Here is a 21,414-nt window from a genome sequence, read left to right on the forward strand (position 1 = left end):
GGAGCGTACCGAGCGCTCCTGCGAGGACGGCGGCGGGGCCCGGCCCGCCGGACCGGCCCGCGCCTCCTGCGCCCCTCGCGCCTCCTGTGCCCCTAGACGCCCGTGACCTTGCCCGGGTTGAAGCGGCGGTCCGGGTCGGCCGAGTCGAACAGGCCCTGCATCACGGCGACGCCCTCGGTCGAGACGTCCTGCTCGAGCCACGGGGTGTGCTCGATGCCGACGCCGTGGTGGTGCGACACCGTCGCGCCGCTGTCGATGAAGGCCTGCTGGATCGCGTGCTTCACGACGTCGTACTCGCCCTCGGCGTCGTCGCCGTGCTCGAACGCGAAGGTGAAGTAGAGGCAGGCGCCCGAGTGGTACGAGTGCGACAGGTGGCCCATGATCCAGCCCTGCTTGCCGATGGCGTCGAACGCCTGGTTCGCGGCCGCGTAGACGCGCGACGACACGAGGCGCAGCTTCGACCACGGTGCGGCGGTCTCGCTGACGTCGGCGGCGCCGCCGTGGTCCATGAAGAAGTCGCGGAGGTACGGGGTGTCGAACTTCTTCTGGTCGTAGAGCTTGCCGGGGCCCTTGCCGACGCCCATGCCGCCGTTGGCCTTGACGATGCCCGCGACGATCTTCTGCGTGTAGGCCACGTGCGCGGGAGAGCCCTCGTACCCGATGAACGACAGGCACATCGCGTCGGTGTCCCAGCCCTTCGCCTTGAGCAGCTTCGGCAGCGCGTCGGCGACGACCTTCGAGAGGCCCTTCGACGCCTTCGAGGTGGCGAACGAGAACCGGGTCTCGTGGGGGTCGCTCACGCGCGTCACCGACGGCGACGCGTCGCTCTCGGCGATGGCCTGCATCGCCGCGAGGCCGTCGTGCCACGACGGGAACAGGTAGGCGAGGATCACGCGCTCCTCGGGCAGGCGGTGCACCTGCACCGTGACCTCGGTGATGACGCCCAGGCGCCCCTCCGAGCCGATGATCATCTCGCGCAGCGACGGCCCGGTCGACGCGCTCGGCACCCCGCGGATCGCGAGCACGCCGTCGGGGCGGACCACGCGCAGGCCCTTCGTGATGTCCGCGATGTCGCCGTACTTGTCGCTCTGCATGCCGGAGGAACGGGTCGCGACCCAGCCGCCCAGCGTCGAGTGCGTGAAGCTGTCGGGGAAGTGCCCGAGGGTCCAGCCGCGGGCGTTGAGCTGCTCCTCGAGGTCGGGGCCCTGGCCGCCGGCCTCGATGCGGGCCAGGCCCGAGTCCTCGTCGACCTCGAGCACGCGGCGCAGCCTGCCCATGTCGAGCGACACCACGGGGCGCTCCTCCTCGGGCTGCGGCTCGAGGCTGCCGACGATGTTGCTGCCGCCGCCGAAGGGGATGAGCACGAGGTCGTGCTCGGCCGCGAGGGCGACGACGGCCTGCACCGCGGCCTCGTCGGCCGGGTAGACGACGGCGTCCGGCACGCGGCGGAGGATCCCCGCCCGGATGCGGATGAGGTCGCGGATGCTCTTGCCGTAGGTGTGCACGACGCGGTCGTGGTCGGACACGTCGACCGCGTCGTCGCCGACGGCGCCGCGCAGCGCGGCGAGGACGGCGTCGGGCGCACGGGTCGCGGGGACCTCGAGCGCGTCGAAGTCGAGGCCCGTGCCGTGCTGGCCCTGGGAGAGCTCGACGCCGACGATCTGCTTCACGAACGGCGCGAAGCCGGGCTTGTCGTCGTGGTGGAAGGCGACGCCCTCGACGCCCCACCCCCACCACTTCATGTGGGCGACGCCGTGGTCGACGGTCTGCGCGGGGGTGGTCTCGACGTCGGTCACGGTCGTGCTCCTTCGGACGGGTTCTGCGGGCCCAGGATACGGGCCGTGTTGGCGTCCTTGAGACGCAGGATCTCGGCGCGGACGCGCTCGGAGAAGGCGGAGGCGGTCTCGCCCTCGAGCGGCCGCATGGGATCGCCGAAGGCGACGCCCACGGGCAGCCGCCCGGGCCGGGGCCAGCGCGAACCCCGGGGGTGCGCGAGATGGGCGCCGATGAGGGCGAGCGGGACCACGGGCACCCCGACGGTCACGGCGAGCGCGGCCGCACCGGGCTTGAAGGGCCCCACCTCGCCGGTCTTGGACCGCGTGCCCTCCGGGAACACGAGCACGGGGTAGCCGCGCTCGAGCAGCGAGCGGGCGCTGACCGTGGGCTGCCCCCGGCGCTTCCGGGCGGCGGTCGCCGCCGCCGCGCGCTTGCGCGCGGGCGTGGTGGCGCCCGCCGCGGACGCCGCGCCGACGGTCGTGCTGGTGGCACCCGGGCCGCCGGTCGCCGCCGCGGGTCCGCTCACCACCGACGCCGTGCCGGCCTGCGTCGTCCGGGCGCGCTGCACGGGGAACGCGTTGAAGAACAGCTCCGTGAGCTGACGGCGCCAGCGCACGTCGAAGAAGTAGTCGGCCGCGGCGCCGGTCGCGAGGTAGCGGGCGAGGCGGCCCGGCAGGGCGCCGAGCACGAGGGGCGCGTCGAGGTGGCTGGAGTGGTTCGCCACGACGACGAAGCCCCCGCGCACGCCGTCGAGGCGGTCCCGGTCGACGACCGTGACGTCGGTGATCGACCAGATCGTCGGCTTCAGCACGAGCCGCTGCGCGACCCAGCGCGCCGCGGCGTGCGTCCTCGAGCTGAACCGGTCGCGCACGTCGGTGGCGGCCTGCGCCACGGCCTCGAGCCTCCTGTGCTCGGACCCGTGCTCCTGCTCGCGCTCCGCGTCGTCGCGGGGGGCGTCCGTCCCGGTCACCGTCACGACCTGCTCGAGCGGATGGCACCCGACACGCGGCGGACCGTGCACAGGGGGGCGTGCCGGAGCAAGCCGAGGAGCAGCTTGTACCGAAGTGTCGGCATGGAGATGACCTTTCCCGCGTCCATGTCGCGGAGCGCCGCGGCGACCAGGTCTTCGGAGCTGAGCCACAACCCGTTGGGGATGCTCGACGACCGGATGCCGGCCCGCTGATGGAACTCGGTCCGCACCCAGCCCGGCAGCAGCGCCGTCACGCCCACGCCCGTGCCGCGCAGCTCGACCGCGAGCCCCTGGCTGTACGAGGTGACCCAGGCCTTGATCGTCGAGTAGCTGCCCATCGTGAGGTAGCCCGCGGTGCTCGACACGTTGAGCACGTGGCCGCGGCCCCGCTCGCGCATGCCCCGCGCCGCCGCTCCCGACAGCACGAGCGTCGCGCGGCACATGACGTCGAACGCGACGTCGTGGACGCTCACGTCCGGGTCGGTGAGGTCGTGGTGCACGCCGAAGCCGGCGTTGTTGACCAGCAGGTCGACGGGGCGGGAGCGGTCCTCGAGGCGGGCCGCCACCTCGTCGACGGCCGCGCGGTCGGCGAGGTCCGCCGGCAGCAGCTCGACGTCGACCCCGCGGCCGCGCAGGTCGGCGGCGGTGCTCTCGAGGCGCGCGACGTCGCGCGCCACGAGGACGAGGTCCCAGCCGCGCTCGGCGAGCTGTCTCGCGAACTCGGCTCCGATGCCGGAGGTGCCACCGGTCACGAGCGCTGTTGCCATGCCGCTTACGATACGGTGCTGACTGGTCCGTGCGTGCAGCCCCTGCGGCGAGGAGCAGGCCACAGCAGCCTCGAGCGCACTCCCCCTCGCTCGCACGCCCCCGGAGGAACAGCAGCATGACGCTCGGAGAGCACGCCGACCCGGCCGACCACGACGGCCACGGGTTCGACATCAAGGCCTTCACGCTGTCGGCGCAGGGGAACCTCCGCCCGCAGCTCGACCTCGACGCGTACGCCGCACGGCCACTGGCGGCCGCGGACCTCCGCCTCGTGCGCCACCTCGGCCACCTCGAGGCCGCCACGATGGAGCACCTGCGCAACCTGCTCGTCACGGCGACGCACAAGGACGCCCGCGTCACCGCGTTCCTCGTCACCTGGGCCTACGAGAAGTTCTGGATCGCCGACGCGCTCGACGCGATCCTGCAGGCCCACGGCGAGCCGCGCCTCCGGGACGAGCCGGAGGGCGCACCGCGCAGGTCGCTGGACGAACGGGCCGAGCGACGCGGACCGATCCGGCGCGCGATCCGCGCCATGGGTCTGGGCGTGCCCATCGTGGCCGTGCACACCACCTCCGGCCTCGTCGACGAGTGGGTGATGCGCACCGCCTACGAGCGCCTCGACGACCGTGCCGGCCACCCCGCGCTGCACGCGCAGGTCGAGCTGCTCCTGTCGATCAAGCAGCGCCACGAGGACTTCTTCGCCGACGAGACGCTGCGGCGCCTCCGCGAGTCGGCCAAGGCCGTCCAGCAGACCCGCGACCACCTCGCCGGGGCCGTCTGGCCCATCGGCGCCGTCGACCGCGCCGACGCCGAGCGCGCCTTCTTCGACGCCACCGTCTGGGGCGACGCCGAGGGCCGGGAGCGGGCGACCGCGATCGGCGAGCGCGTCGCCGCCCTGCCCGGCATGGACGACTCCGTCGGCCGTGCCACGACCAGGAGGCTCTCCGCATGAGCGACGCCGTCCCCTCCCCCGCCACGCCGCCGCTGCACCCGGCCCCCGCCGTGCCCGGGAGCACCGCCACCGACCTCGGCGACGCCCACGTGCTCCTCACCGGCGGCACCGGCTTCGTCGGCCAGGCGATCCTCGAGCGCCTCCTGTCGACCCACCCCCGCACGACCGTGACGCTGCTCATCCGCCCGAAGGCGTCCACGCCCGCCGAGCAGCGCCTGCGCCACCTGCTGCGCAAGCCCGTCTTCGCGGCCTGGCGCGAGCGCGTCGGCCCCGACGAGGTCGAGCGCACCGTCACCGAGCGGCTGCGCGTCGTCGAGGGCTCCCTCGGCGACGTGCCGGCCCTGCCCGGCGACCTCGACCTCGTGCTGCACAGCGCCTCGACCGTGTCGTTCGACCCGCCCATCGACCAGGCCTTCGACACGAACGTCGGCGGTGCGGTCGGGCTCTACGAGGCCCTCGCCGCGGCGGGCGGCTCGCCCCACGTCGTGCACGTCTCGACCGCCTACGTCGGCGGCATCCGCAAGGGGGTCTTCCCCGAGGCCCGGCTCGAGCACGACGCCGACTGGCGCGCCGAGCACGCGGCCGCCACCGACGCCCGCGTGCGCGTCGAGGCGGCCTCGCGCCAGCCCGAGCAGCTGCGCGAGTTCCTGGCAGGAGGCCGTGCCCGGGTGGGCAAGACCGGCCCGCAGGCCGTCGCCGCGGCCGCCGAGGAGGCCCGCCGCGCCTGGGTCGCCGCCCGTCTCGTCGACTACGGCCGCACCCGCGCCGAGACGCTCGGCTGGACCGACGTCTACACGCTCACCAAGGCCTTCGCCGAGCGCGCCGCGGAGGAGCTCTGGGCCGACCGCGGCCACCGGCTGTCGTTCGTGCGACCGGCCATCGTCGAGAGCGCGCTGCGCCACCCGTTCCCCGGCTGGATCGACGGCTTCAAGGTCGCCGACCCGCTGATCATGGCGTACGCCCGCGGCCTGCTCCCCGAGTTCCCGGGCGTGCCCGACAGCGTGCTCGACGTGGTCCCCGTCGACTACGTCGTCAACGTCGTCCTCGCCGTCGCCGCGAACCCGGCCGAGGCGGGCGAGCCGCAGTGGTTCCACGCCAGCTCGGGCAACGGCAACCCGTTCACGATCCTGCGGATGTTCGAGAACCTGCAGGCGTTCTTCACCGCGAACCCGCTCCCCGACGGGGCCGACGCGACCATCGCGCCGTCGCACTGGCGGTTCCCGGGCGTGCGCAAGGTCGAGCGGGCCGTCCGCCTGCAGCAGCGCGCCAACGACCTGCGCGAGACCGTCCTCACCCGCCTGCCGTCCAACCAGCGCACGCGCACGGCCCTCGCCGCGGTGCAGGCCCGCCGCGGCGACCTCGAGTCGCTGCAGAGCCTCACCGACCTCTACCGCCACTACGTGCAGTCCGAGATCATCTTCGACGACCGCCGCACCCGTGCCCTGCACGCGGGCCTGCCCGAGGGGTCCCCCGCCGACATCGGCTTCGACGTGGCCGACATCGACTGGGAGGCCTACTTCCAGACCGTGCACTTCCCCGCCATCACGACCATGACGCGCGCGTTCTCCGTGCGCTCGCAGGCCTCGGCCCCGGCGGCCGAGAAGCCGCTCGCGGAGCGCTCCGACGTGCTCGCGGTCTTCGACCTCGAGGGCACCGTCGTCGACTCGAACATCGTGCAGCAGTACCTGTGGGTGCGGTCGGGAGGCCTGCGCAGGGCGGCGTGGCCGGGCGAGGTCGCGAGCCTCCTGACGTCGCTGCCCGCGTACCTCGCGGCCGAGGGGCGCGACCGGGGCGAGTTCATCCGCGCGTTCCTGCGACGCTACGAGGGCATGCCCGTGACGCGCCTCACCGACCTCGTGCGCAAGCCCGCCTACGCCGACATGCTGCGCCGCCAGACGCTGCCCGCGGCCCTCGAGCGCCTCGCCGAGCACCGCGCCGCCGGGCACCGCACCGTGCTCGTCACCGGCTCGATCGGCACGCTCGCCGGGCCCATCGCGCACCTCTTCGACGAGGTCGTCGCGAGCAGCATGCACCAGCGCGACGGCGTCCTCACCGGCTACCTCGACCAGCCGCCGCTCGTCGACGAGGCGCGGGCCGCCTGGCTGCGCCATTACGCCCACGACGGGGGTTACGATCTCTCGGCGTCGTACGGGTACGGTGACTCCTACGCCGACCTCGTCTGGCTGGAGCTGCTCGGCACGCCCGCCGCCGTCAACCCCGACGCCAATCTGGCCCGGGAGGCGCTCCGAAGAAGGTGGAGGATCCGCGACTGGAGTCGCGGCCCCCACGACAGAAGCACCGTCGCGCCCGGCCCCCGCCCGGCGGACCCAGGGAAAGGAGAGGGAGACCGCGCCTGACGGCCGGCCCCCCGAACGCACATGGCCTTCGACATCGACAAGTACGCCGCCACGTCGGAACGCCTCACCTGGGACGACCTCGACCTCGACCACTTCCGTGAGCACCCCCTCAGCGACACGTCGCTCCGCACCCTGCGGTACATGGCCGACGTCGAGTACCACACGGTCTGCTACACCCGCGACCTGCTCACCACGCCCTCCCACAAGGAGAGCGAGATGACCACGTTCATGACCATGTGGAACCGCGAGGAGTTCTGGCACGGCGAGGCGCTCGCCGCGATCCTCGAGGTGCACGGCATCACGGTCGACTACGACCAGCTGCGCGCGAACCGGCTCAAGCTGGGCTGGCGCGACAAGCTCGACCCGGTCAAGCAGGGCCTGCTCGGCAAGGTCGTCGGGACCGACTTCGTCGCCGTGCACATGTCCTGGGGCGCCGCCAACGAGTACTCGGCCGTCACGGCCTACAAGCGCATGGCCGCCCTCGAGAAGGACCCGGTCCTCGCCGAGCTCCTGCTCCGCATCGCCAAGCAGGAGACCCGCCACGTCGCGTTCTACGTGTCGCAGGCGCGCGAGCGGCTGCAGGCCAGCAAGAAGGCGCAGGCCCTGACGAGGTTCCTCCTCTCGAAGGTCTGGGCCCCGGTCGGCTCGAGCATCATGGACCGCGACGACGTGAAGTTCGTCTTCGACCACCTCATGCGCGGCGAGGACGGCCGCAAGGCCACCAAGCAGCTCGACCAGAACATCGCCAAGCTGCCCGGCATGCAGGGGCTGCAGATCTTCCAGAAGGCCCTCGACGGGCTCGGGGTCGCCGCCGCCTGACGCGTGCCCTCGCTCGCGCGTCCATCGATGTGACCCGTCCTGCGGCCTCCTGCCCCTGGAAGCCGCACGACGGGTCACATCGTTCGTCGGGCGGGGGCAGGCGCGGGGCCGGCGGGCCGGCGGGGTCGGCGGGCCCGCGGGTCAGGCGGGGGTGGTGAGGTCCTCGTAGGCGCCGAAGCCGCGCAGCGAGGCGCCGTTCTCGGCGAGCACGCTCGCGATCGCCCGCACGGGCACGCTGCGCTCGGTGCGTCGCCCGCGGCGGACGCCCTCGATCGTCGCCCGCAGCTCGTCGACGCCGGCGACCACGTGCGTGCGCGCTCCGCGTTCGGTCACGTCGACCGGCCGACGGTGCACGACGGCGGACCCGTTCGAGTAGAAGACGCACGTGTCGAACCAGTCCTGGCGCGGCGTGACGCGTTCGACGAGGGTCCGCAGGCGGGCCGCCTGGCCGCGCACCTGCGACGCGGGCGACGCGGAGCCGGTCTTGGAGAACACCTCCGGGCGACCGTCGTCGTCGACGCCGAAGCGCACCGCGAAGGAGCGCTCGGTGATCTCGGCCGGGTAGAGGGCGGCGAGCACGGGGTGCACGTCGCGCGGCTGCAGGCCGTCGCAGACGACGCCCGCCCACCCCTTGTTCTCGATCACCATGGCGAGGTCATCGAGCAGGAGGACGTGGTCCAGCTGGGTGACGAACGGCTGGTCCGACGACGCGTCGCGGGCGAAGAACATGAGGTTCGTGGCGAGGACGCCGTCGACGCGGAGGTCGCGACAGATCTGCGAGATCGCCTCGCGCGAGGCGAGGTCCCAGCCGATGTCGCGCGAGGCGTACCGGCGCACCGCGCGCTCCTGCTCGCGGGCCGCCTCGCGCTCGGCCTCCACGGCGGCGAGCCGGGCGGTGGCCTCGCGGGCGGCCCGTTCGGCCGCGGACTCGTGCTCGGCACGCACCGCCCGGGCGTCGGCCTCGTGCTGCGCGGTGCGAGCGGCGAGCTCGGTGCGCGCCTCGCGGTGCCGGACGACGAGCACCACCACGAGGGCGACGACGACGAGACCGAGGGCGAGCGCGACGATCCAGGGCGTGTCCATGCCGTCACCCTACGAGCGGCAGGAGGTGCGGACCGGGCCGCCGACGGCGCGTCACCGAGACCGCGCACGCGGCCCGCCTACGGCTTGGCGGGGCCGCCCGACTCGAGGGCCCAGGCGGTCACGTGCACGACCGATCCCTCGACGACGTCGAGCTCGACCGGCCACGAACCGCGCTCGTCGGTCGCGAACGGTGCGGCGTACAGCGCTCGGGCGGCCAGTGCCCCGGCGGTCGCCCCGGCGTCCCAGCCGAGGACCGTGACGGCGGACTCCCCGGCCGGCAGCTCGAACTGCGCGTACCCGGGGTCCTCCGCGAGGAACGAGCCGCCCTGCTCGACGGTCACCGCGAGCTCGTTCCCGTTCTGGTCCGCGAACGCGACGTCGGGGTAGCCCTCGACGACGCAGGGGGCGTCGGTGTGGTTCGTCAGGCGCAGCGTCAGGCTGCGGTGGCCCGTCGCGGCCCCTGGCTCGCCGAGCAGCAGCACCGCCTGGTCCCTCGTGCACCAGGAGGGGTCCCGGTCGGGGTCGCGATCGGGGTCGAGGGTGGGCACGGGCGTGCCCTCGGCGTAGGGGTCGGGCAGGGCACCGAGAGCGGGGTCGGCGCCCTCGGCGAGCGCGGCCTCCTGCGCGGACGCGACCCGCGCCGCCCGCTCGCCCAGGGCGCCCGTGCCGACGACGGCGGTCACGGCCAGGACGGCGGCCGTCGCGAGGACGAGGCGCCGGCGCGGTCGGGCGCGCCGTCGCGCGTCGGCTCGCTGCGTGGCGGGCTCCTGGCGGGTGCCGGCCGGGGCTCGGCGCGCGACGAGCAGTGCTGGCAGCCAGCCCTGCACCACGCCCCACCAGGCGCCGACGGTCGCGTCGGTGCCGAGGCCGTCGAGCAGCATCCGGAGGCGCGGTGCCGGGAGCGCCCCGACGATCGTCGCGAGGTCGAGGGCGAGGCCGGCCGCGCCTCCTGCGAGGACGATGGCGAACCAGGCGACCGCGAACCGCAGGGTCCGGTCGGCGGTCCGGTCGGCCAGTGGGACCACGAGCCGCACGACGAGGGCGACCACGCCCGCCGCGAGCAGGGTCGTCGCGACGCCCCAGGCCCAGGGGCGCACGCCGGGCCAGAAGGGCAGCGTCGCGGGCAGCACGGCACCGGCGCTGCCCGGCAGCGCACTGGTCCACGTGACGGCGACCGCGACGGCACCGCTCACGAGCCACAGCAGCGCGGCGGCGACCGCGACCAGGGCCGGCCGTGGCGTGCCCGCGGCCGTCGCGGCCGAGCCCGCGCGCACGCTCGCCGCGTCGCCCGTGCCCGCGCCCGCGCCCGCGCCGGCGCGTGCGTCGTCGCCGCGTCCGTCACCCGTCGTGTCGCCTGCGTCCATCAGCCGCCCCTCCGGTCGCCGACGATCCTCGCACGGGCACCGTGACCCGCGAGCACCGGCACCGCGCGACCGGCACCCGGCAGGCGGCAGCGCGCGACCGGCACCGGGCCTCGGCGGACGCCCGGCGGCGTCCCCGCTCAGGCGGCCGCGAGCTCCTTCGCGCAGGCCTCGGTCGCGACCCAGGCGAGCATGCCGCACTTGACGCGCATCACGAACTTCGAGACGCCCTGGAACGCGACGGCGTCGCCGAGCAGCTCCTCGTCGGGCTCGACGGCGGAGGCGCCGCGCGAGCGCAGCATCGTCCGGTAGGCATCGACGAGCTCCTGCAGCTCGGGCAGGGTGCGACCGACCGCGAGCTCGCCGAGGACCGACGCGGCGCCCATCGAGATGCTGCAGCCGCTGCCCTCCCAGCGCAGGTCGCGCACCCGGTCGGTGCCGGGCTCCAGCGCCAGGCGCACCGTGATCTCGTCGCCGCAGGTGGGGTTGCGCTCGAAGTGCTCCGCGTCGGCGTCCGGCAGCGGGCCCTCACCGTGCTTCGCCCTCGCGTGGTCGAGGATCACCTGCTGGTACAGGCCGTCGAGCGCGCTCACGCGACCGACCCGTCCAGGGCGAGGCCGGCGGCGGGGCCGTCCGCGCCTCCTGCCGTCGCGTCGACGACGCCGAAGTAGTCCCGCACGCCCGCCACGCCCGCGAGCAGCCGGTCCACCTCGTCGTCGGTCGTCGTGAGGTACGTGCTCGCCCGGGTGGTCGCGGTCACGCCCAGCCGACGGTGCAGCGGCTGCGCGCAGTGGTGCCCCACCCGCGCCGCGACGCCGAGCGCGTCGAGGTACTGGCCGACGTCGTGCGCGTGCACGCCCTCGACGACGAACGCCGCGAGCCCCGAGCGGGGCACCCCGGCAGGAGGCCCGACCACGCGGACCCCGTCGATCGCGTCGAGCCCGCGCACCAGGCGCTCGGCGAGCGCCTCCTCGTGCGCCCGGACCCGGTCCATGCCGACCGCCTCGAGGTAGCGGACCGCCTCGGCGAGCGCGACCGCCTGCGACACCGGCTGCGTGCCGGCCTCGAAGCGCTGCGGGGCGGGCAGGTAGTCGCTGCCCTCCATCGTGACGGTGCTGATCATCGAGCCGCCCGTGCGGAACGGCGGCATCGCGTCGAGCAGCTCCCGACGACCCCAGAGCACGCCGATGCCCGTCGGGCCGAGCATCTTGTGGCCCGAGAACGCCGCGAGGTCGACGCCCGTCGCCGGCAGGTCGAGCGGACGGTGCGGGGCCGACTGGCAGGCGTCGAGCACCACGAGCGCGCCCACCGCGTGGGCCAGCGCGACGACCTCGTCGACGGGGGCGATCATCCCGGTCACGTTCGACACGTGCGCGAACGCCACGACGCGCGTCCGCTCCCCGATCACGGCGGCCGCGTCGTCGGCGGTCCAGCAGCCGTCGTCGTCGACGGGCACCCAGCGCAGCACCGCGCCGGTGAGGGCGGCCAGCTCCTGCCACGGCACCAGGTCGGCGTGGTGCTCCGCCTCGGTCACGACGATCTCGTCACCGGGCAGGAGGCGGAACGGCGCGGCCGCCTCGCCGCCCCGACCCAGCGTGGCGGCCACGAAGCCGTGCGCCACCAGGTTGAGCGCGTCGGTGGCGTTCGCCGTCCAGACGATCTCGTCCGCCGGGGCGTGCACGAAGCGGGCGACGGTCTCGCGGGCGTCCTCGTAGGCCTCGGTCGCCAGCGCGGCCAGGGTGTGGGCGCCACGGTGCACGGCGGCGTTCGACTCCTCGAGGAACCTCCGCTCGGCGTCCAGCACCTGCCGGGGACGCTGGGCCGTCGCCGCCCAGTCGAGGTACGCCAGGGGCTCGCCCGAGACCTCCTGGTCGAGGATCGGGAAGTCGGCGCGCAGGCGCACGACGTCCGCGGCGGACAGGGTCGCGCCTCCTGCGGGCGACGCGGGGGTCGCGGTGGTCGCGGTGGGGGTGCCGTCCGGGGCGCCGGACTCGGCGGGGGCGTCGGTCGTGCTCGTCACGGTGTCCTCTCGCGGGCGGGTGCTGCAGGGTGCAACGCCAGGCTACGGGCCGGTGTTCCCCGCGGCGTCCGAGGAGCACGCCCGTGCCGGGAGGGTCCCCACGTCCGGTCGGTCCGAGCCCGGGGCACCCGCCGATCAGGGACACCCTGCGGCAGTGCGGGCGGCGGGGCGGTCAGCGGACGCCCGCGCCCGCCCCGCCGGCCAGCGGCAGCCCGTGCGCGGCGGCGACGCCGGGCGAGTGCAGCCCGCCGTCGCGCACGGCGAGCCCGGCGGCGAGCGCCGGGTCGGCGGCCGCCGCCCGCTCCCAGCCCTGGTCGGCGAGGGCGAGCACGTACGGCAGCGTCGCGGCCGTGAGGGCGCGGGTCGACGTCTCGGGCACGGCGCCGGGCATGTTCGCGACGCAGTAGTAGAGCGCGTCGTGCACGGCGAAGACGGGGTCGTCGTGGGTGGTCGGCCGCGACCCCTCGAAGCAGCCGCCCTGGTCGATCGCGATGTCGACGAGCACGGCGCCCCGCCGCATGCCGGCCACCATCTCGTCGGTGACGAGCTTGGGCGCGGCGGCGCCCGGCACGAGCACCGAGCCGACGACGAGGTCGGCGTCGCGGACCTGCTGCGCGATCTCCCAGGGCGACGAGTGCCGGGTCTGCAGCCGGCCTCCTGAGCTCACCTCCAACTGGCGCAGCCGGGGCAGCGACAGGTCGACGACGGTCACGTCCGCCCCCAGGCCGAGCGCGGCGGTCGCGGCGTGCTCGCCCGCGACGCCGCCGCCGATGACGACGACCTTCGCCTTGGGCGTCCCCGCGACCCCGCCGAGCAGGGTGCCGCGCCCCCCGGAGGCGCGCAGCAGGTGGTACGACCCGACCACGACCGAGAGGCGACCGGCGACCTCGCTCATGGGCGACAGCAGGGGCAGGGTCCGGTCGGGCAGCTGCACCGACTCGTAGGCGACGGCCGTGGTGCCGGAGGCGAGCAGCGCCTCGGTGAGCGGCCGGTCGGCGGCGAGGTGCAGGTAGGTGAAGAGCACCTGGTCCCGGCGGAGGCGGTCGTGCTCGGGCCCCACCGGCTCCTTCACCTTGAGCAGCAGGTCGGCGCGCTGCCACACCTCGTCGGCCTCGGCGACGAGCGTCGCCCCCGCGGCACGGTAGTCGTCGTCGGCGATGCCCGAGCCGAGGCCCGCGCCGCCCTGCACGAGCACGTCGTGGCCGCGGCGCACGAGGGCGTCCGCGCCCGCCGGGGTCAGGGCCACGCGGGCCTCGTTGTTCTTGATCTCGGTGGGGACGCCGACGCGCACGCTCGCTCCTTCGAAGGGGACCCGACAGCGGTGTCGGGGCGGTCCCACCCTGCTCCCCCTCGGACCGCCGTGGCAAGGCCCGAGCGCAGGAGGCCCCGGTCCGGCCCGCCGCGCCCCTCCCGCCCGCCGCGCCCCGGCCTCCTGCGCCCCCGGGCGGGGCACCGCGCTGTCGGCGGCCGTGACCGGCGCCGGGCCGCACGGTAGCCTGGCGCGCGTGAAGACGAGCCACCTGCGCCACTTCGTCGCGGCGGCCGACGACCTGCACTTCCCGCGGACCGCCGACCGCCTGGGCATCTCGCGCCAGAAGCTCGCCTCGTCGCTCGCGGCCGTCGAGGCGCACTGGGGCGCTCCCCTCTTCGACCGGACCGCCACGCCCCCGCGGCTCACCAAGGTCGGCCAGGCCGCCCTCGCCGACGCCGTGGAGGAGCTCGCGAAGCCCTCCACCCCGCCCGAGCCGCCGCGGCCCCCGGCCGGCGGCAAGGCCAAGGCCTCGAAGGGGGTCGGCCGCGCCCCCGCGGTCAAGGGCCAGCCCAAGCCGTTCAAGAAGCGCCAGGGCCGCTAGCCCGGCCCGGCCCGACCGCTCAGCCGGCGGGCGGGTCCCCGCCGTCGGCCTCGGCCGTGGCCTCCGCGAACCACTCGGCGTAGCGCGTCGTGCGGGCCAGGCGGCGCGTCTCGTCGGGGGCGTCGTCGCTCCACCAGACCGGACCGCGCTCGCCGAGGGCGGTCTTCGCGGCGTCCACGCGGCTCCTGGCCGCCTCGACCGCGTCGTGGTCGCCCGCCGCGAAGGCGGCCTTCTTGGCGCGACGGGCGTCCATGAGCTCGTGCACGAGCTCGTCGCGGCGCTCCTCGGGGAGCGCGGGGTCGGTGCGGCGCCAGAGGCGGCCGCGCACGACGAGGTAACGGCCGTCGGGGGTGGCCAGGGGGCGGCGGTCGTCCCCGCTCACGAGCCCTCCTCCACAGCGACCGCGCCGGTGCCGCCGTGCACGTGCATCCGCTCGCCCTGCCGCCCGAAGAGGCTGAGGAACTCCACGACCTCGCCCGCGCTGCCGAACCAGTGCGGGGTGCGCGTGTCGAACTCGACCACCTCGCCCGCCGTGAGCACGTGCTCGCGGTCGCCGAGCACCAACCGCAGCCGTCCGCGCAGCACGTAGAGCCACTCGTACCCCTCGTGCGTGCGGGGCTCCGGGCGCACCGGTCCGCGCGGCGGCGGGAGCACGTGCTTGAAGGCCTGCACTCCCCCGCCGCCGCGCGAGAGCGGCACGATCGTCTGGCCGTGGGCCGTCACGGGCTTGAGGTGGATGCGCGGGTCACCGGTCGGCGGTGCCCCCACGAGGTCGTCGAGCGGCACCCCGTACGCGCGGGCCAGGGGCAGCAGCAGCTCGAGCGCCGGGCGGCGCTGGCCGGACTCCAGCCGCGAGAGGGTGCTCACCGAGACGCCGGTCTCGGCCGACAGCTCGGCGAGGGTCGTGCCGCGGCGGGTGCGCAGCTGCCGGAGGCGCGGGCCCACCCCGGCGAGGACGTCCGAGGTCCCGTCGGGGCCGGGCGCGCCTCCTGCCCTCGTGGCCGGTCGGTCGGGGGCCCGCTGGTCGGAGGTCATGCCGGCAGCTTGCCACATCAGCAAGGATACTTGCCAGGAGCGCACGGCGGGCTGCACCGTGGGGGCATGACCGATGACTCCTCCTCCCCCGTCCGCTGGGACGCCGTCGTGCTCGGCGGCGGCGCCGCCGGCCTCTCGGCCGCGCTCACCCTCGCCCGCGCCACCCGGCGCGTCCTCGTGGTCGACGCGGGCGAGCCCCGCAACGCCCCGGCCGCCGGCGTGCACGGCTACCTCGGCCGCGAGGGCACGCCGCCGCTCGAGCTGACCCGCCTCGGTCGCGCCGAGGTCGCCGCGCACGGCGGCGTGGTGCGGACGGCGCGCGCCACCTCCGTGCACCGCACCGGCGACTGCGAGGGCGGCACGGGCTTCACGGTCCTCCTCGACGACGGCGAGCGGGTCGAGGCGCGCGCGCTCGTCGTCGCCACCGGGCTCGTCGACGAGCTGGCCGACGTGCCGGGACTGGCGGAGCGGTGGGGCCGCGACGTCGTGCACTGCCCCTTCTGCCACGGCTGGGAGCTCCGCGACCGCCGCGTCGGCGTGCTGGGCACCAACGCGTTCGCGGTGCACCAGGCGCTGCTGTTCCGCGGGTGGACGGACCGCGTGACGCTCTTCCTGCACGAGGCCCCCGAGCCCACCGACGACGAGTGGGAGCGCCTCGCGGCCCGCGACGTCGAGGTCGTCACGGGGCGGGTGACCGGGCTCCGCGTCGAGGACGACGCGCTCACCGGCGTCGCGCTCGCAGGAGGCGCGGTGCGGCCCGTCGACGCCCTCGCCACGAGCAGCACCCTCCGCGCCGCCGACGGGCCGCTCGCCGGGCTCGGGCTCACGGCCGTACCGCACCCGTCGGGCATCGCGACGGTCGTCGAGGCCGACGCCACCGGGCTCGCGGCACCGGGCGTCTGGGTCGCGGGCAACCTCGCGGACCCGATGGCGCAGGTGCTGCCGGCCGCCGCCTCCGGACTGCGGGCGGGAGCCGCGGTCGTCGGGGCGCTGCTCGCGGAGGAGACGCAGCGGGCGGTCGAGCTGCGGCGTGCCCGCGGCGCCGGTCGCCGGGCGGGCTGACAGGGTCGCGATCGGAACGGCAGACCCCGAGCAGGGGGTAGGCAGCCGACGCAAACGACACCTATCGTTCAACGTGATGATCAGCGACCAGGGCAGGCCACGTCCGACCGACGCGTCCGCCCTGGACGCGTCCTTGCAGCGCTACGGCGTCACGCCCCTCGTCAAGCAGGCCCCGTCGGCCTTGCTCGTACTGCTCGCCGTGGCCCTCTCGTACCTCGTGCCGCAGCTGGAGGTCACGAGCGAGCGCGGACTGTTCGTCACCCTCGCCCTCACCGCCGTCGCCACGCTCGGGGCGGGCGTCGTCACCGCGCGGCCCTCGCTCGCGCCGTGGGCGAACCTCGTGCCCGTGGTCGACTTCGTCGCGCTCGGGATCCTGCGCTGGGCCACGGGCTCCTCCGCCTCGATCTTCACGGCGCTCATCGTGCTGCCCCTCGTGTGGCTCGCGGCGCAGGAGGCCCGTCGCTTCGTCCTCTACGCCGCGCTCGGCTCCGCCCTGGTGATCCTCACCCCGTTCGTCGCCGGCATCAGCGCGGGCGACCAGGCGACCGAGCTCGCCCGGCTGCTGGTCGTGCTCCTCGTGTACACGACCCTCGCCCTGGTGGTGAACGAGCTGAGCCGGCAGTACGCCGCCCAGCTGCGGCGCGCGCACGAACGGGAGGAGCTCGTGCGCACCGAGATCGAACGCGCCGCCGACGTGCAGCGCTCCCTCCTGCCCGGCACGCTCTTCCGCACCCCCGGCTGGTCGATGGCGGGCACCTGCCTGCCGTCGACCGCCGTGGGCGGCGACTTCTTCGACTGGTACCGCACCGACGACGGGATCGCGATGACCCTCGGCGACGTCATGGGCAAGGGCGTCGGGGCGGGGCTCATCGCCGCGGCCGTCCGGGCGGTCGTCCGCAGCTCGCGCCGCGACCCCGACCCCGGCGCCGCGATCCTGCGGGCCTCCGAGGGGCTCTCCACCGACCTCGTGGAGGGCGCCGGGTCCGTCGTCTTCACCACGCTCTTCCACGCCCGCCTGCGCGGCGACGTGCTGCACTGGGCCGACGCCGGGCACGGCCTGACGCTCCTCGTGCGCGAGGACGGCACGACCGAGCGGCTCGTCACGAACGACGTGCCCGTCGGGCTCGGCATCGGGGACGCCTGGGAGACGCGGACCACGCCCCTCGGGGAGGGCGACCTGGTCGTCACCTTCAGCGACGGCGTCCTCGACCTCTTCGGCGGGGGCCTCGACACCTTCGACCGCATCGCCGCCCTCGCCCGCGAGGACATGCGCCCCGGCGCCGTCGTCGACGCGCTCGCGACCCTCGCCAGGGCGCAGGAGCACGACGACGACGTCACCGTCATCGCCCTCCGCCGGGAGCCCGTCCCCGCGTTCGTCGAGGGACCCGACGTGCAGGCCGGGGCGGGAGCCGGAGCCGGAGCCACGACGGCGGTCTGAGCCGGCCGGGAGCCGCGGGCAGCCGAGGTCGAGGACCGGACGGTCGCCTCAGCGCTCGCCGGGCCCCCGGGCCTCGGGGCGCCCGCGTCGCTCGGCGCGCCCACGCCCCTCGGAGCGCTCGCGCTCCACGTGCGCGTGGCGCAGCGCCGCGAGGTCGTCGTCGAGGAGCAGCCGGACGCGCTCCTCGCGCCCCTCCTCGTAGCGCGCGTCGGCGACGGCGTGGGTGCGCGCCCGCAGCACGACGGCGCTGCCCACGTCGCCCCAGGCCCGGTCCACGGCGTCGGCCACCAGCCCGTCGACGTGGTCGTCGTCGTCCGCGAGGAGCCGCAGCCGCTCGGCGACCGCCACGTAGGCCTGCTCGCGGAACCACAGGGCGGCGTCGTCCCTCGGCCGGTAGTCGTGCTGGTGCCGGGAACGCCCCTTGGCGCGCAGGGCCTTCGCCCTCGCAGCGGCGATGCGCTCCCGTTGGTCCAGCTGCTCGTCGGCCAGTGCCCGCAGGGTGGTGCGGGCCTCCTGGGCGGTGCGGTCGTGCTCGAACGGGCGCCCCTCGTGCAGCGCCTCTACGATGATCCTGTTCGCCAGGGCCACCACGGCTGCGGCCCGCGCGATGAGCAGGCCCTCGCTCGTGGCCCGCTCGAGGGCCTCGGGGTCGACGGGGCCCGGCTCGGGAGCCGGCTCGACGCGTCGCGACCTGCCGAACATGCGGTGCCTCCGATCCCCGGTCCGTGCGCCGCCGCGCCCGGGGGCGGGCGCGCGGGCCTGACCTCCGACCGTACCGTCACGAGGTGGGTGCCGCTCCCGGGTCGCACCGGCACGGGTCCGGCCCGGGTCCGGCCCGGCGGGCCGCGGGGGCGACGGCGGCGGCTCCCGGGACGTCGGCGACGTCGGCACCGCACCGTACGCTCGACCCGTGCCCTCCCCCCTCCTCCGACGCCTCCCGACCGTGGCCCTCGCCGCCGTCCTCCTCGCCGCCACGACCTCGTGCTCGGCCCCCGGCGACGGGGGCGCCGACGTCGCCGGCTCGACGGAGCGGGCCGGGGCGGGGGCGACGCCCGAGGCGGGCGTGGTCGGGCCTCCTGCCGGGGCCGCCTTCGACTACCAGCTGGGCGGCGCCTCCGAGCCCGACCCCGAGGTCGAGATCGTCACCCGCGACCGCACCGACCCCGCGCCCGAGGGCCGCTACGGCATCTGCTACGTCAACGCGTTCCAGACGCAGCCCGGCGAGGCCGCCTTCGACGACGACCTCCTGCTCGTCGACGACGCCGGCGCGCCCGTGCTCGACCCCGACTGGCCCGACGAGCAGCTGCTCGACCTCTCGACCGACGACCGCCGAGAGCGGGTCGCCGAGGTCGTCGGCGCCTGGTTCGACGGCTGCGCCGCCGACGGGTACCGCGCCGTCGAGCCCGACAACCTCGACTCGTGGACCCGCTCGCGCGGCCTGCTCACCGAGGCCGACGGCGTCGCCTACGCGCAACTGCTCGTCGAGCGCGCCCACGCCGCCGGGCTCGCCATCGGCCAGAAGAACGCCGCCGAGCTCGCCCAGCGGGGCGCCACCGAGATCGGCTTCGACTTCGCCGTCACCGAGGAGTGCCAGGCCTACGACGAGTGCGACGTCTACACCGACGCCTACGGCGACGCCGTGATCGAGGTCGAGTACGCCGAGGACCCCTTCGTCGAGGCGTGCGCCGCGCGGGGCGACCGCGTGTCCGTGCAGCTGCGCGACCGCGACGTGCTGCCGCCCGGGGTCGAGGGGCACGTCGCCGAGCGCTGCTGAGGCGACGCGCGGCCGCGGGGTCCGGGCGCGGGGTCCGGGCGCGGCGGGCCGGGCACGGCGGGCCGGGCACGGCGGGCCGGGCACGGCGGGCCGGGCACGGCGGGCCGGGCACGGCCGCCCGGCCGTGCCCGACCGCCGGGGCCGCTCCCGCGCCTCCTGCGCTCAGCGCCCCGCGGCGTAGGCCTGGGCCCCCCGAGGGTTCGCCGCCGCCGAGAGCACGCCCGTCGCGGGGTCGCGCTCGACGCTCGACAGGCGCCCGAGCGACCAGTCGCCCGCCCGGCGCACGACGTGGCCACGGGCCTCGAGGTCCGCGACGACGACGTCGCCGAGACGGTCCTCGACGACGACCACGCCCGGCTCCCAGGTGCGCGGCCAGAACGACCCCGGGAACGACGTCGTGTGGAACGCGGGCGCGTCGATGGCCTGCTGCGAGGTCCAGCCGCCGACGATCGTCCGGAGCAGCCACAGCAGCTGCCACTGGTCCTGCTGGTCGCCGCCGGGAGAACCGAGGGCGGCCACGGGGCTCCCGTCGCGCAGCACGAGCGTGGGCGTCAGGGTGGTGCGGGGCCGGCGCCCGGGCGCGAGCGTCGAGGCCGTCCCCGGCTCGAGCCACGTCATCTGCAGGCGGGTGCCCAGGCAGAAGCCCAGCTCGGGGATCGTCGGCGACGACTGCAGCCACCCGCCCGACGGGGTCGCGCTCACCACGTTGCCCCACCGGTCGACGACGTCGAGGTGACAGGTGTCGCCCCGCGTGGAGCCGTCGTGGTCGGGCGCAGCCGGGGCGTCGGGGTCGTCGCGGGCGTCGGGGGCGTCGGGGTCGTCGCGCGGGTCGGTGGCTCGGCCGTCCTCGCGGGGCGCCACGGCGCCTCCTGCCCCCTCGCGGGCCCCCGGCACGGTGGGCTCGCCCACGCCCGCCGACGCGGCCGTCCCCGCAGGAGGCGCGTACGACTCGCGCACCGGAGGCATCGGCCCCGGGGCGCGGCCGCCCGGCGCTCCCGGCCGCAGCTCGTGCGACGCGGTCGTCGTCGCGAGCAGCAGTCGGCGACGCTCGTCGGTGTACTCGTCCGAGAGGAGGTCGTCGAGCGGCACCTCGCCGTCGCCGTACCAGGCCTCGCGGTCGGCCAGCGCGAGCTTCACGGCCTCGACGATCGTGTGGACGCCGTCCGCCGTGGACGGGTCGAGCAGCTCGTCGGGCAGCGGCTCGAGCAGGCGCAGCACCTGCAGCAGGGCCGGACCCTGCCCCCACGCGCCCGTCTTGGCGACGACGTGCCCGCGGAACGTCGCGGTCGTCGCCGGCTCGGTCGTCGCCCGGAACGCCGCCAGGTCGTCGGCCCTGATGACGCCCGCGTGGTCGGTCCCGGACGCGTGGCGGTGCGGGGTGCGGACGAAGCGGTCGACGGCCTGCGCGACGACGCCCGTGGCCCACTCGCGCCGGGCCGCCTCGATGCGGTCCTCGCGGGACGACCCCGCACCTCCTGCCGCCACGAGCGCGTCGAGCACCGCCGCGTACGCCTCGTTCGTCACGACGTCGCCCGCCGCGGGGGGCACGCCGCCCGGCAGCCAGCGATCGGCGGAGGTCGGCCAGTGCTCCGTGAAGAGGTCGGCGACCGACGCGATCGTCTGGGCGACGCGGCCCGTGAGCGGGTGACCGTCGCGGGCGTAGCCGACGGCGTACGCGAGCACGTCGGCCAGCTCCCACGAGCCGTGCTCGGCCAGCAGGTGCAGCCACGCGTCGACCGCTCCGGGCACCGCCGCCGCGAGCGCCCCCGAGCCCGGCACGAGGTCGAGGCCCTCGGCGGCGAGGTGCTCGGGCGTCGCGGCCGCCGGGGCCGGGCCCTGCCCCACGAGCACGGTCGGCCGGTCGGGAGCCTCCGCCGTGGCGTAGACCGCCGTGAGGTCGCCGCCGGGACCGTTGAGGTGCGGCTCGACCACGTGCAGCACGAACGCGCCCGCGACGGCCGCGTCGAAGGCGTTGCCGCCGCGCTCGAGGACCGACTGGGCGCTGGCCGTCGCCAGCCAGTGCGTCGAGGCCGTCATGCCGAAGGTCCCCCGCAGGTCGGGGCGGGTCGTGGTGGCAGGAGGCGCGGTGTACGTCACGCCCCCACGCTAGGCCCCGTCCCCCGGTCGCCCCCCGCCGCGGCCGCACCGC

At 75.9% G+C, this 21,414-nt stretch carries 19 protein-coding genes; 7 read left to right on the forward strand and 12 right to left on the reverse strand.

Features of this window, described 5'->3' with window-relative positions; all coding sequences use genetic code 11:
• Window positions 1-92: 92 nt before the first annotated feature.
• From ACYVHQ_RS11990 to ACYVHQ_RS12000, 3 genes are read right to left on the reverse strand one after another with little or no spacing between them, the layout of a single operon-like run.
• Window positions 93-1,796, reverse strand: a complete 1,704-nt coding sequence (locus tag ACYVHQ_RS11990; protein WP_460513339.1) for an FAD-binding oxidoreductase — start codon at window positions 1,794-1,796, stop codon at window positions 93-95.
• Window positions 1,793-2,752: a lysophospholipid acyltransferase family protein gene (locus tag ACYVHQ_RS11995; RefSeq protein ID WP_460513341.1), complete on the reverse strand. Its 960-nt coding sequence runs from the start codon at window positions 2,750-2,752 to the stop codon at window positions 1,793-1,795. The genes ACYVHQ_RS11990 and ACYVHQ_RS11995 overlap by 4 nt, the downstream gene beginning before the upstream one ends.
• Window positions 2,749-3,513, reverse strand: coding sequence for an SDR family NAD(P)-dependent oxidoreductase (locus ACYVHQ_RS12000; protein WP_460513343.1), 765 nt, complete (start codon window positions 3,511-3,513; stop codon window positions 2,749-2,751). The genes ACYVHQ_RS11995 and ACYVHQ_RS12000 overlap by 4 nt, the downstream gene beginning before the upstream one ends.
• 116 nt (window positions 3,514-3,629) lie before the next feature.
• Here ACYVHQ_RS12000 and ACYVHQ_RS12005 point away from each other — a divergent pair, with 116 nt between their 5' ends.
• From ACYVHQ_RS12005 to ACYVHQ_RS12015, 3 genes are read left to right on the forward strand one after another with little or no spacing between them, the layout of a single operon-like run.
• Window positions 3,630-4,463 (forward strand): hypothetical protein, encoded by an 834-nt coding sequence (locus tag ACYVHQ_RS12005; RefSeq protein ID WP_460513345.1) that lies wholly within the window; start codon window positions 3,630-3,632, stop codon window positions 4,461-4,463.
• Window positions 4,460-6,820, forward strand: coding sequence for an SDR family oxidoreductase (locus tag ACYVHQ_RS12010; RefSeq protein WP_460513347.1), 2,361 nt, complete (start codon window positions 4,460-4,462; stop codon window positions 6,818-6,820). The genes ACYVHQ_RS12005 and ACYVHQ_RS12010 overlap by 4 nt, the downstream gene beginning before the upstream one ends.
• 21 nt (window positions 6,821-6,841) lie before the next feature.
• Complete coding sequence (locus ACYVHQ_RS12015) at window positions 6,842-7,639, forward strand: ferritin family protein (protein ID WP_460513349.1); 798 nt, start codon at window positions 6,842-6,844, stop codon at window positions 7,637-7,639.
• A 141-nt stretch (window positions 7,640-7,780) separates the two neighbouring features.
• On the opposite strand, the gene ACYVHQ_RS12020 is transcribed toward ACYVHQ_RS12015, so the two are convergent.
• The 5 genes from ACYVHQ_RS12020 to ald all read right to left on the reverse strand — a co-directional run bounded on the left by ACYVHQ_RS12020 (window position 7,781) and on the right by ald (window position 13,394).
• Window positions 7,781-8,722 (reverse strand): hypothetical protein, encoded by a 942-nt coding sequence (locus ACYVHQ_RS12020; RefSeq protein ID WP_460513351.1) that lies wholly within the window; start codon window positions 8,720-8,722, stop codon window positions 7,781-7,783.
• Window positions 8,723-8,799: 77 nt separating this feature from the next.
• Window positions 8,800-10,086 (reverse strand): DUF4232 domain-containing protein, encoded by a 1,287-nt coding sequence (locus ACYVHQ_RS12025; protein ID WP_460513352.1) that lies wholly within the window; start codon window positions 10,084-10,086, stop codon window positions 8,800-8,802.
• 137 nt (window positions 10,087-10,223) lie between these two features.
• Window positions 10,224-10,676, reverse strand: a complete 453-nt coding sequence (gene sufU / locus ACYVHQ_RS12030; protein ID WP_460513354.1) for a Fe-S cluster assembly sulfur transfer protein SufU — start codon at window positions 10,674-10,676, stop codon at window positions 10,224-10,226.
• A complete protein-coding gene (locus ACYVHQ_RS12035; protein WP_460513583.1) occupies window positions 10,673-12,004 on the reverse strand; it encodes an aminotransferase class V-fold PLP-dependent enzyme in 1,332 nt (443 codons plus the stop codon). Before ACYVHQ_RS12035 ends, sufU begins: the two co-directional genes overlap by 4 nt.
• Window positions 12,005-12,275: 271 nt before the next feature.
• Window positions 12,276-13,394, reverse strand: a complete 1,119-nt coding sequence (gene ald / locus ACYVHQ_RS12040) for an alanine dehydrogenase (protein WP_460513356.1) — start codon at window positions 13,392-13,394, stop codon at window positions 12,276-12,278.
• Window positions 13,395-13,608: 214 nt separating this feature from the next.
• On the opposite strand from ald, the gene ACYVHQ_RS12045 reads away from it, so the two are divergent.
• Window positions 13,609-13,956, forward strand: coding sequence for a LysR family transcriptional regulator (locus ACYVHQ_RS12045; RefSeq protein WP_460513358.1), 348 nt, complete (start codon window positions 13,609-13,611; stop codon window positions 13,954-13,956).
• Window positions 13,957-13,975: 19 nt separating this feature from the next.
• Here the strand turns inward: ACYVHQ_RS12045 and ACYVHQ_RS12050 are convergent, their stop codons facing one another.
• Window positions 13,976-14,338, reverse strand: coding sequence for a biopolymer transporter Tol (locus tag ACYVHQ_RS12050; protein WP_460513360.1), 363 nt, complete (start codon window positions 14,336-14,338; stop codon window positions 13,976-13,978).
• Entirely contained in the window at window positions 14,335-14,991 is a 657-nt protein-coding gene (locus tag ACYVHQ_RS12055; protein WP_460513362.1) for a helix-turn-helix domain-containing protein, read from the reverse strand. The genes ACYVHQ_RS12050 and ACYVHQ_RS12055 overlap by 4 nt, the downstream gene beginning before the upstream one ends.
• A gap of 66 nt (window positions 14,992-15,057) precedes the next feature.
• Here ACYVHQ_RS12055 and ACYVHQ_RS12060 point away from each other — a divergent pair, with 66 nt between their 5' ends.
• On the forward strand, window positions 15,058-16,053 hold the full coding sequence (locus ACYVHQ_RS12060; protein ID WP_460513364.1) for an NAD(P)/FAD-dependent oxidoreductase: 996 nt from the start codon (window positions 15,058-15,060) through the stop codon (window positions 16,051-16,053).
• A gap of 76 nt (window positions 16,054-16,129) precedes the next feature.
• Complete coding sequence (locus ACYVHQ_RS12065; RefSeq protein WP_460513366.1) at window positions 16,130-17,491, forward strand: PP2C family protein-serine/threonine phosphatase; 1,362 nt, start codon at window positions 16,130-16,132, stop codon at window positions 17,489-17,491.
• Window positions 17,492-17,539: 48 nt separating this feature from the next.
• Here ACYVHQ_RS12065 and ACYVHQ_RS12070 read toward each other — a convergent pair whose 3' ends face one another.
• Entirely contained in the window at window positions 17,540-18,193 is a 654-nt protein-coding gene (locus ACYVHQ_RS12070) for a hypothetical protein (RefSeq protein WP_460513368.1), read from the reverse strand.
• A gap of 208 nt (window positions 18,194-18,401) precedes the next feature.
• Between ACYVHQ_RS12070 and ACYVHQ_RS12075 the strand changes: the two genes are divergently transcribed.
• Window positions 18,402-19,265 (forward strand): endo alpha-1,4 polygalactosaminidase, encoded by an 864-nt coding sequence (locus ACYVHQ_RS12075; protein WP_460513370.1) that lies wholly within the window; start codon window positions 18,402-18,404, stop codon window positions 19,263-19,265.
• Window positions 19,266-19,427: 162 nt separating this feature from the next.
• On the opposite strand, the gene ACYVHQ_RS12080 is transcribed toward ACYVHQ_RS12075, so the two are convergent.
• Complete coding sequence (locus tag ACYVHQ_RS12080; RefSeq protein WP_460513372.1) at window positions 19,428-21,362, reverse strand: gamma-glutamyltransferase family protein; 1,935 nt, start codon at window positions 21,360-21,362, stop codon at window positions 19,428-19,430.
• Window positions 21,363-21,414 lie beyond the last annotated feature (52 nt).

Source organism: Frigoribacterium salinisoli, assembly GCF_054781095.1.

What these genes read in the sequence shown, in the direction of transcription:
- ACYVHQ_RS12000 (WP_460513343.1), bottom strand. Translation starts at nt 3,513, where the DNA reads ATGGCAACAGCGCTCGTGACCGGTGGCACCTCCGGCATCGGAGCCGAG.
- ACYVHQ_RS12005 (WP_460513345.1), top strand. Translation starts at nt 3,630, where the DNA reads ATGACGCTCGGAGAGCACGCCGACCCGGCCGACCACGACGGCCACGGG.
- ACYVHQ_RS12010 (WP_460513347.1), top strand. Translation starts at nt 4,460, where the DNA reads ATGAGCGACGCCGTCCCCTCCCCCGCCACGCCGCCGCTGCACCCGGCC.
- ACYVHQ_RS12015 (WP_460513349.1), top strand. Translation starts at nt 6,842, where the DNA reads ATGGCCTTCGACATCGACAAGTACGCCGCCACGTCGGAACGCCTCACC.
- ACYVHQ_RS12020 (WP_460513351.1), bottom strand. Translation starts at nt 8,722, where the DNA reads ATGGACACGCCCTGGATCGTCGCGCTCGCCCTCGGTCTCGTCGTCGTC.
- ACYVHQ_RS12025 (WP_460513352.1), bottom strand. Translation starts at nt 10,086, where the DNA reads ATGGACGCAGGCGACACGACGGGTGACGGACGCGGCGACGACGCACGC.
- ACYVHQ_RS12055 (WP_460513362.1), bottom strand. Translation starts at nt 14,991, where the DNA reads ATGACCTCCGACCAGCGGGCCCCCGACCGACCGGCCACGAGGGCAGGA.
- ACYVHQ_RS12060 (WP_460513364.1), top strand. Translation starts at nt 15,058, where the DNA reads ATGACCGATGACTCCTCCTCCCCCGTCCGCTGGGACGCCGTCGTGCTC.
- ACYVHQ_RS12065 (WP_460513366.1), top strand. Translation starts at nt 16,130, where the DNA reads ATGATCAGCGACCAGGGCAGGCCACGTCCGACCGACGCGTCCGCCCTG.
- ACYVHQ_RS12070 (WP_460513368.1), bottom strand. Translation starts at nt 18,193, where the DNA reads ATGTTCGGCAGGTCGCGACGCGTCGAGCCGGCTCCCGAGCCGGGCCCC.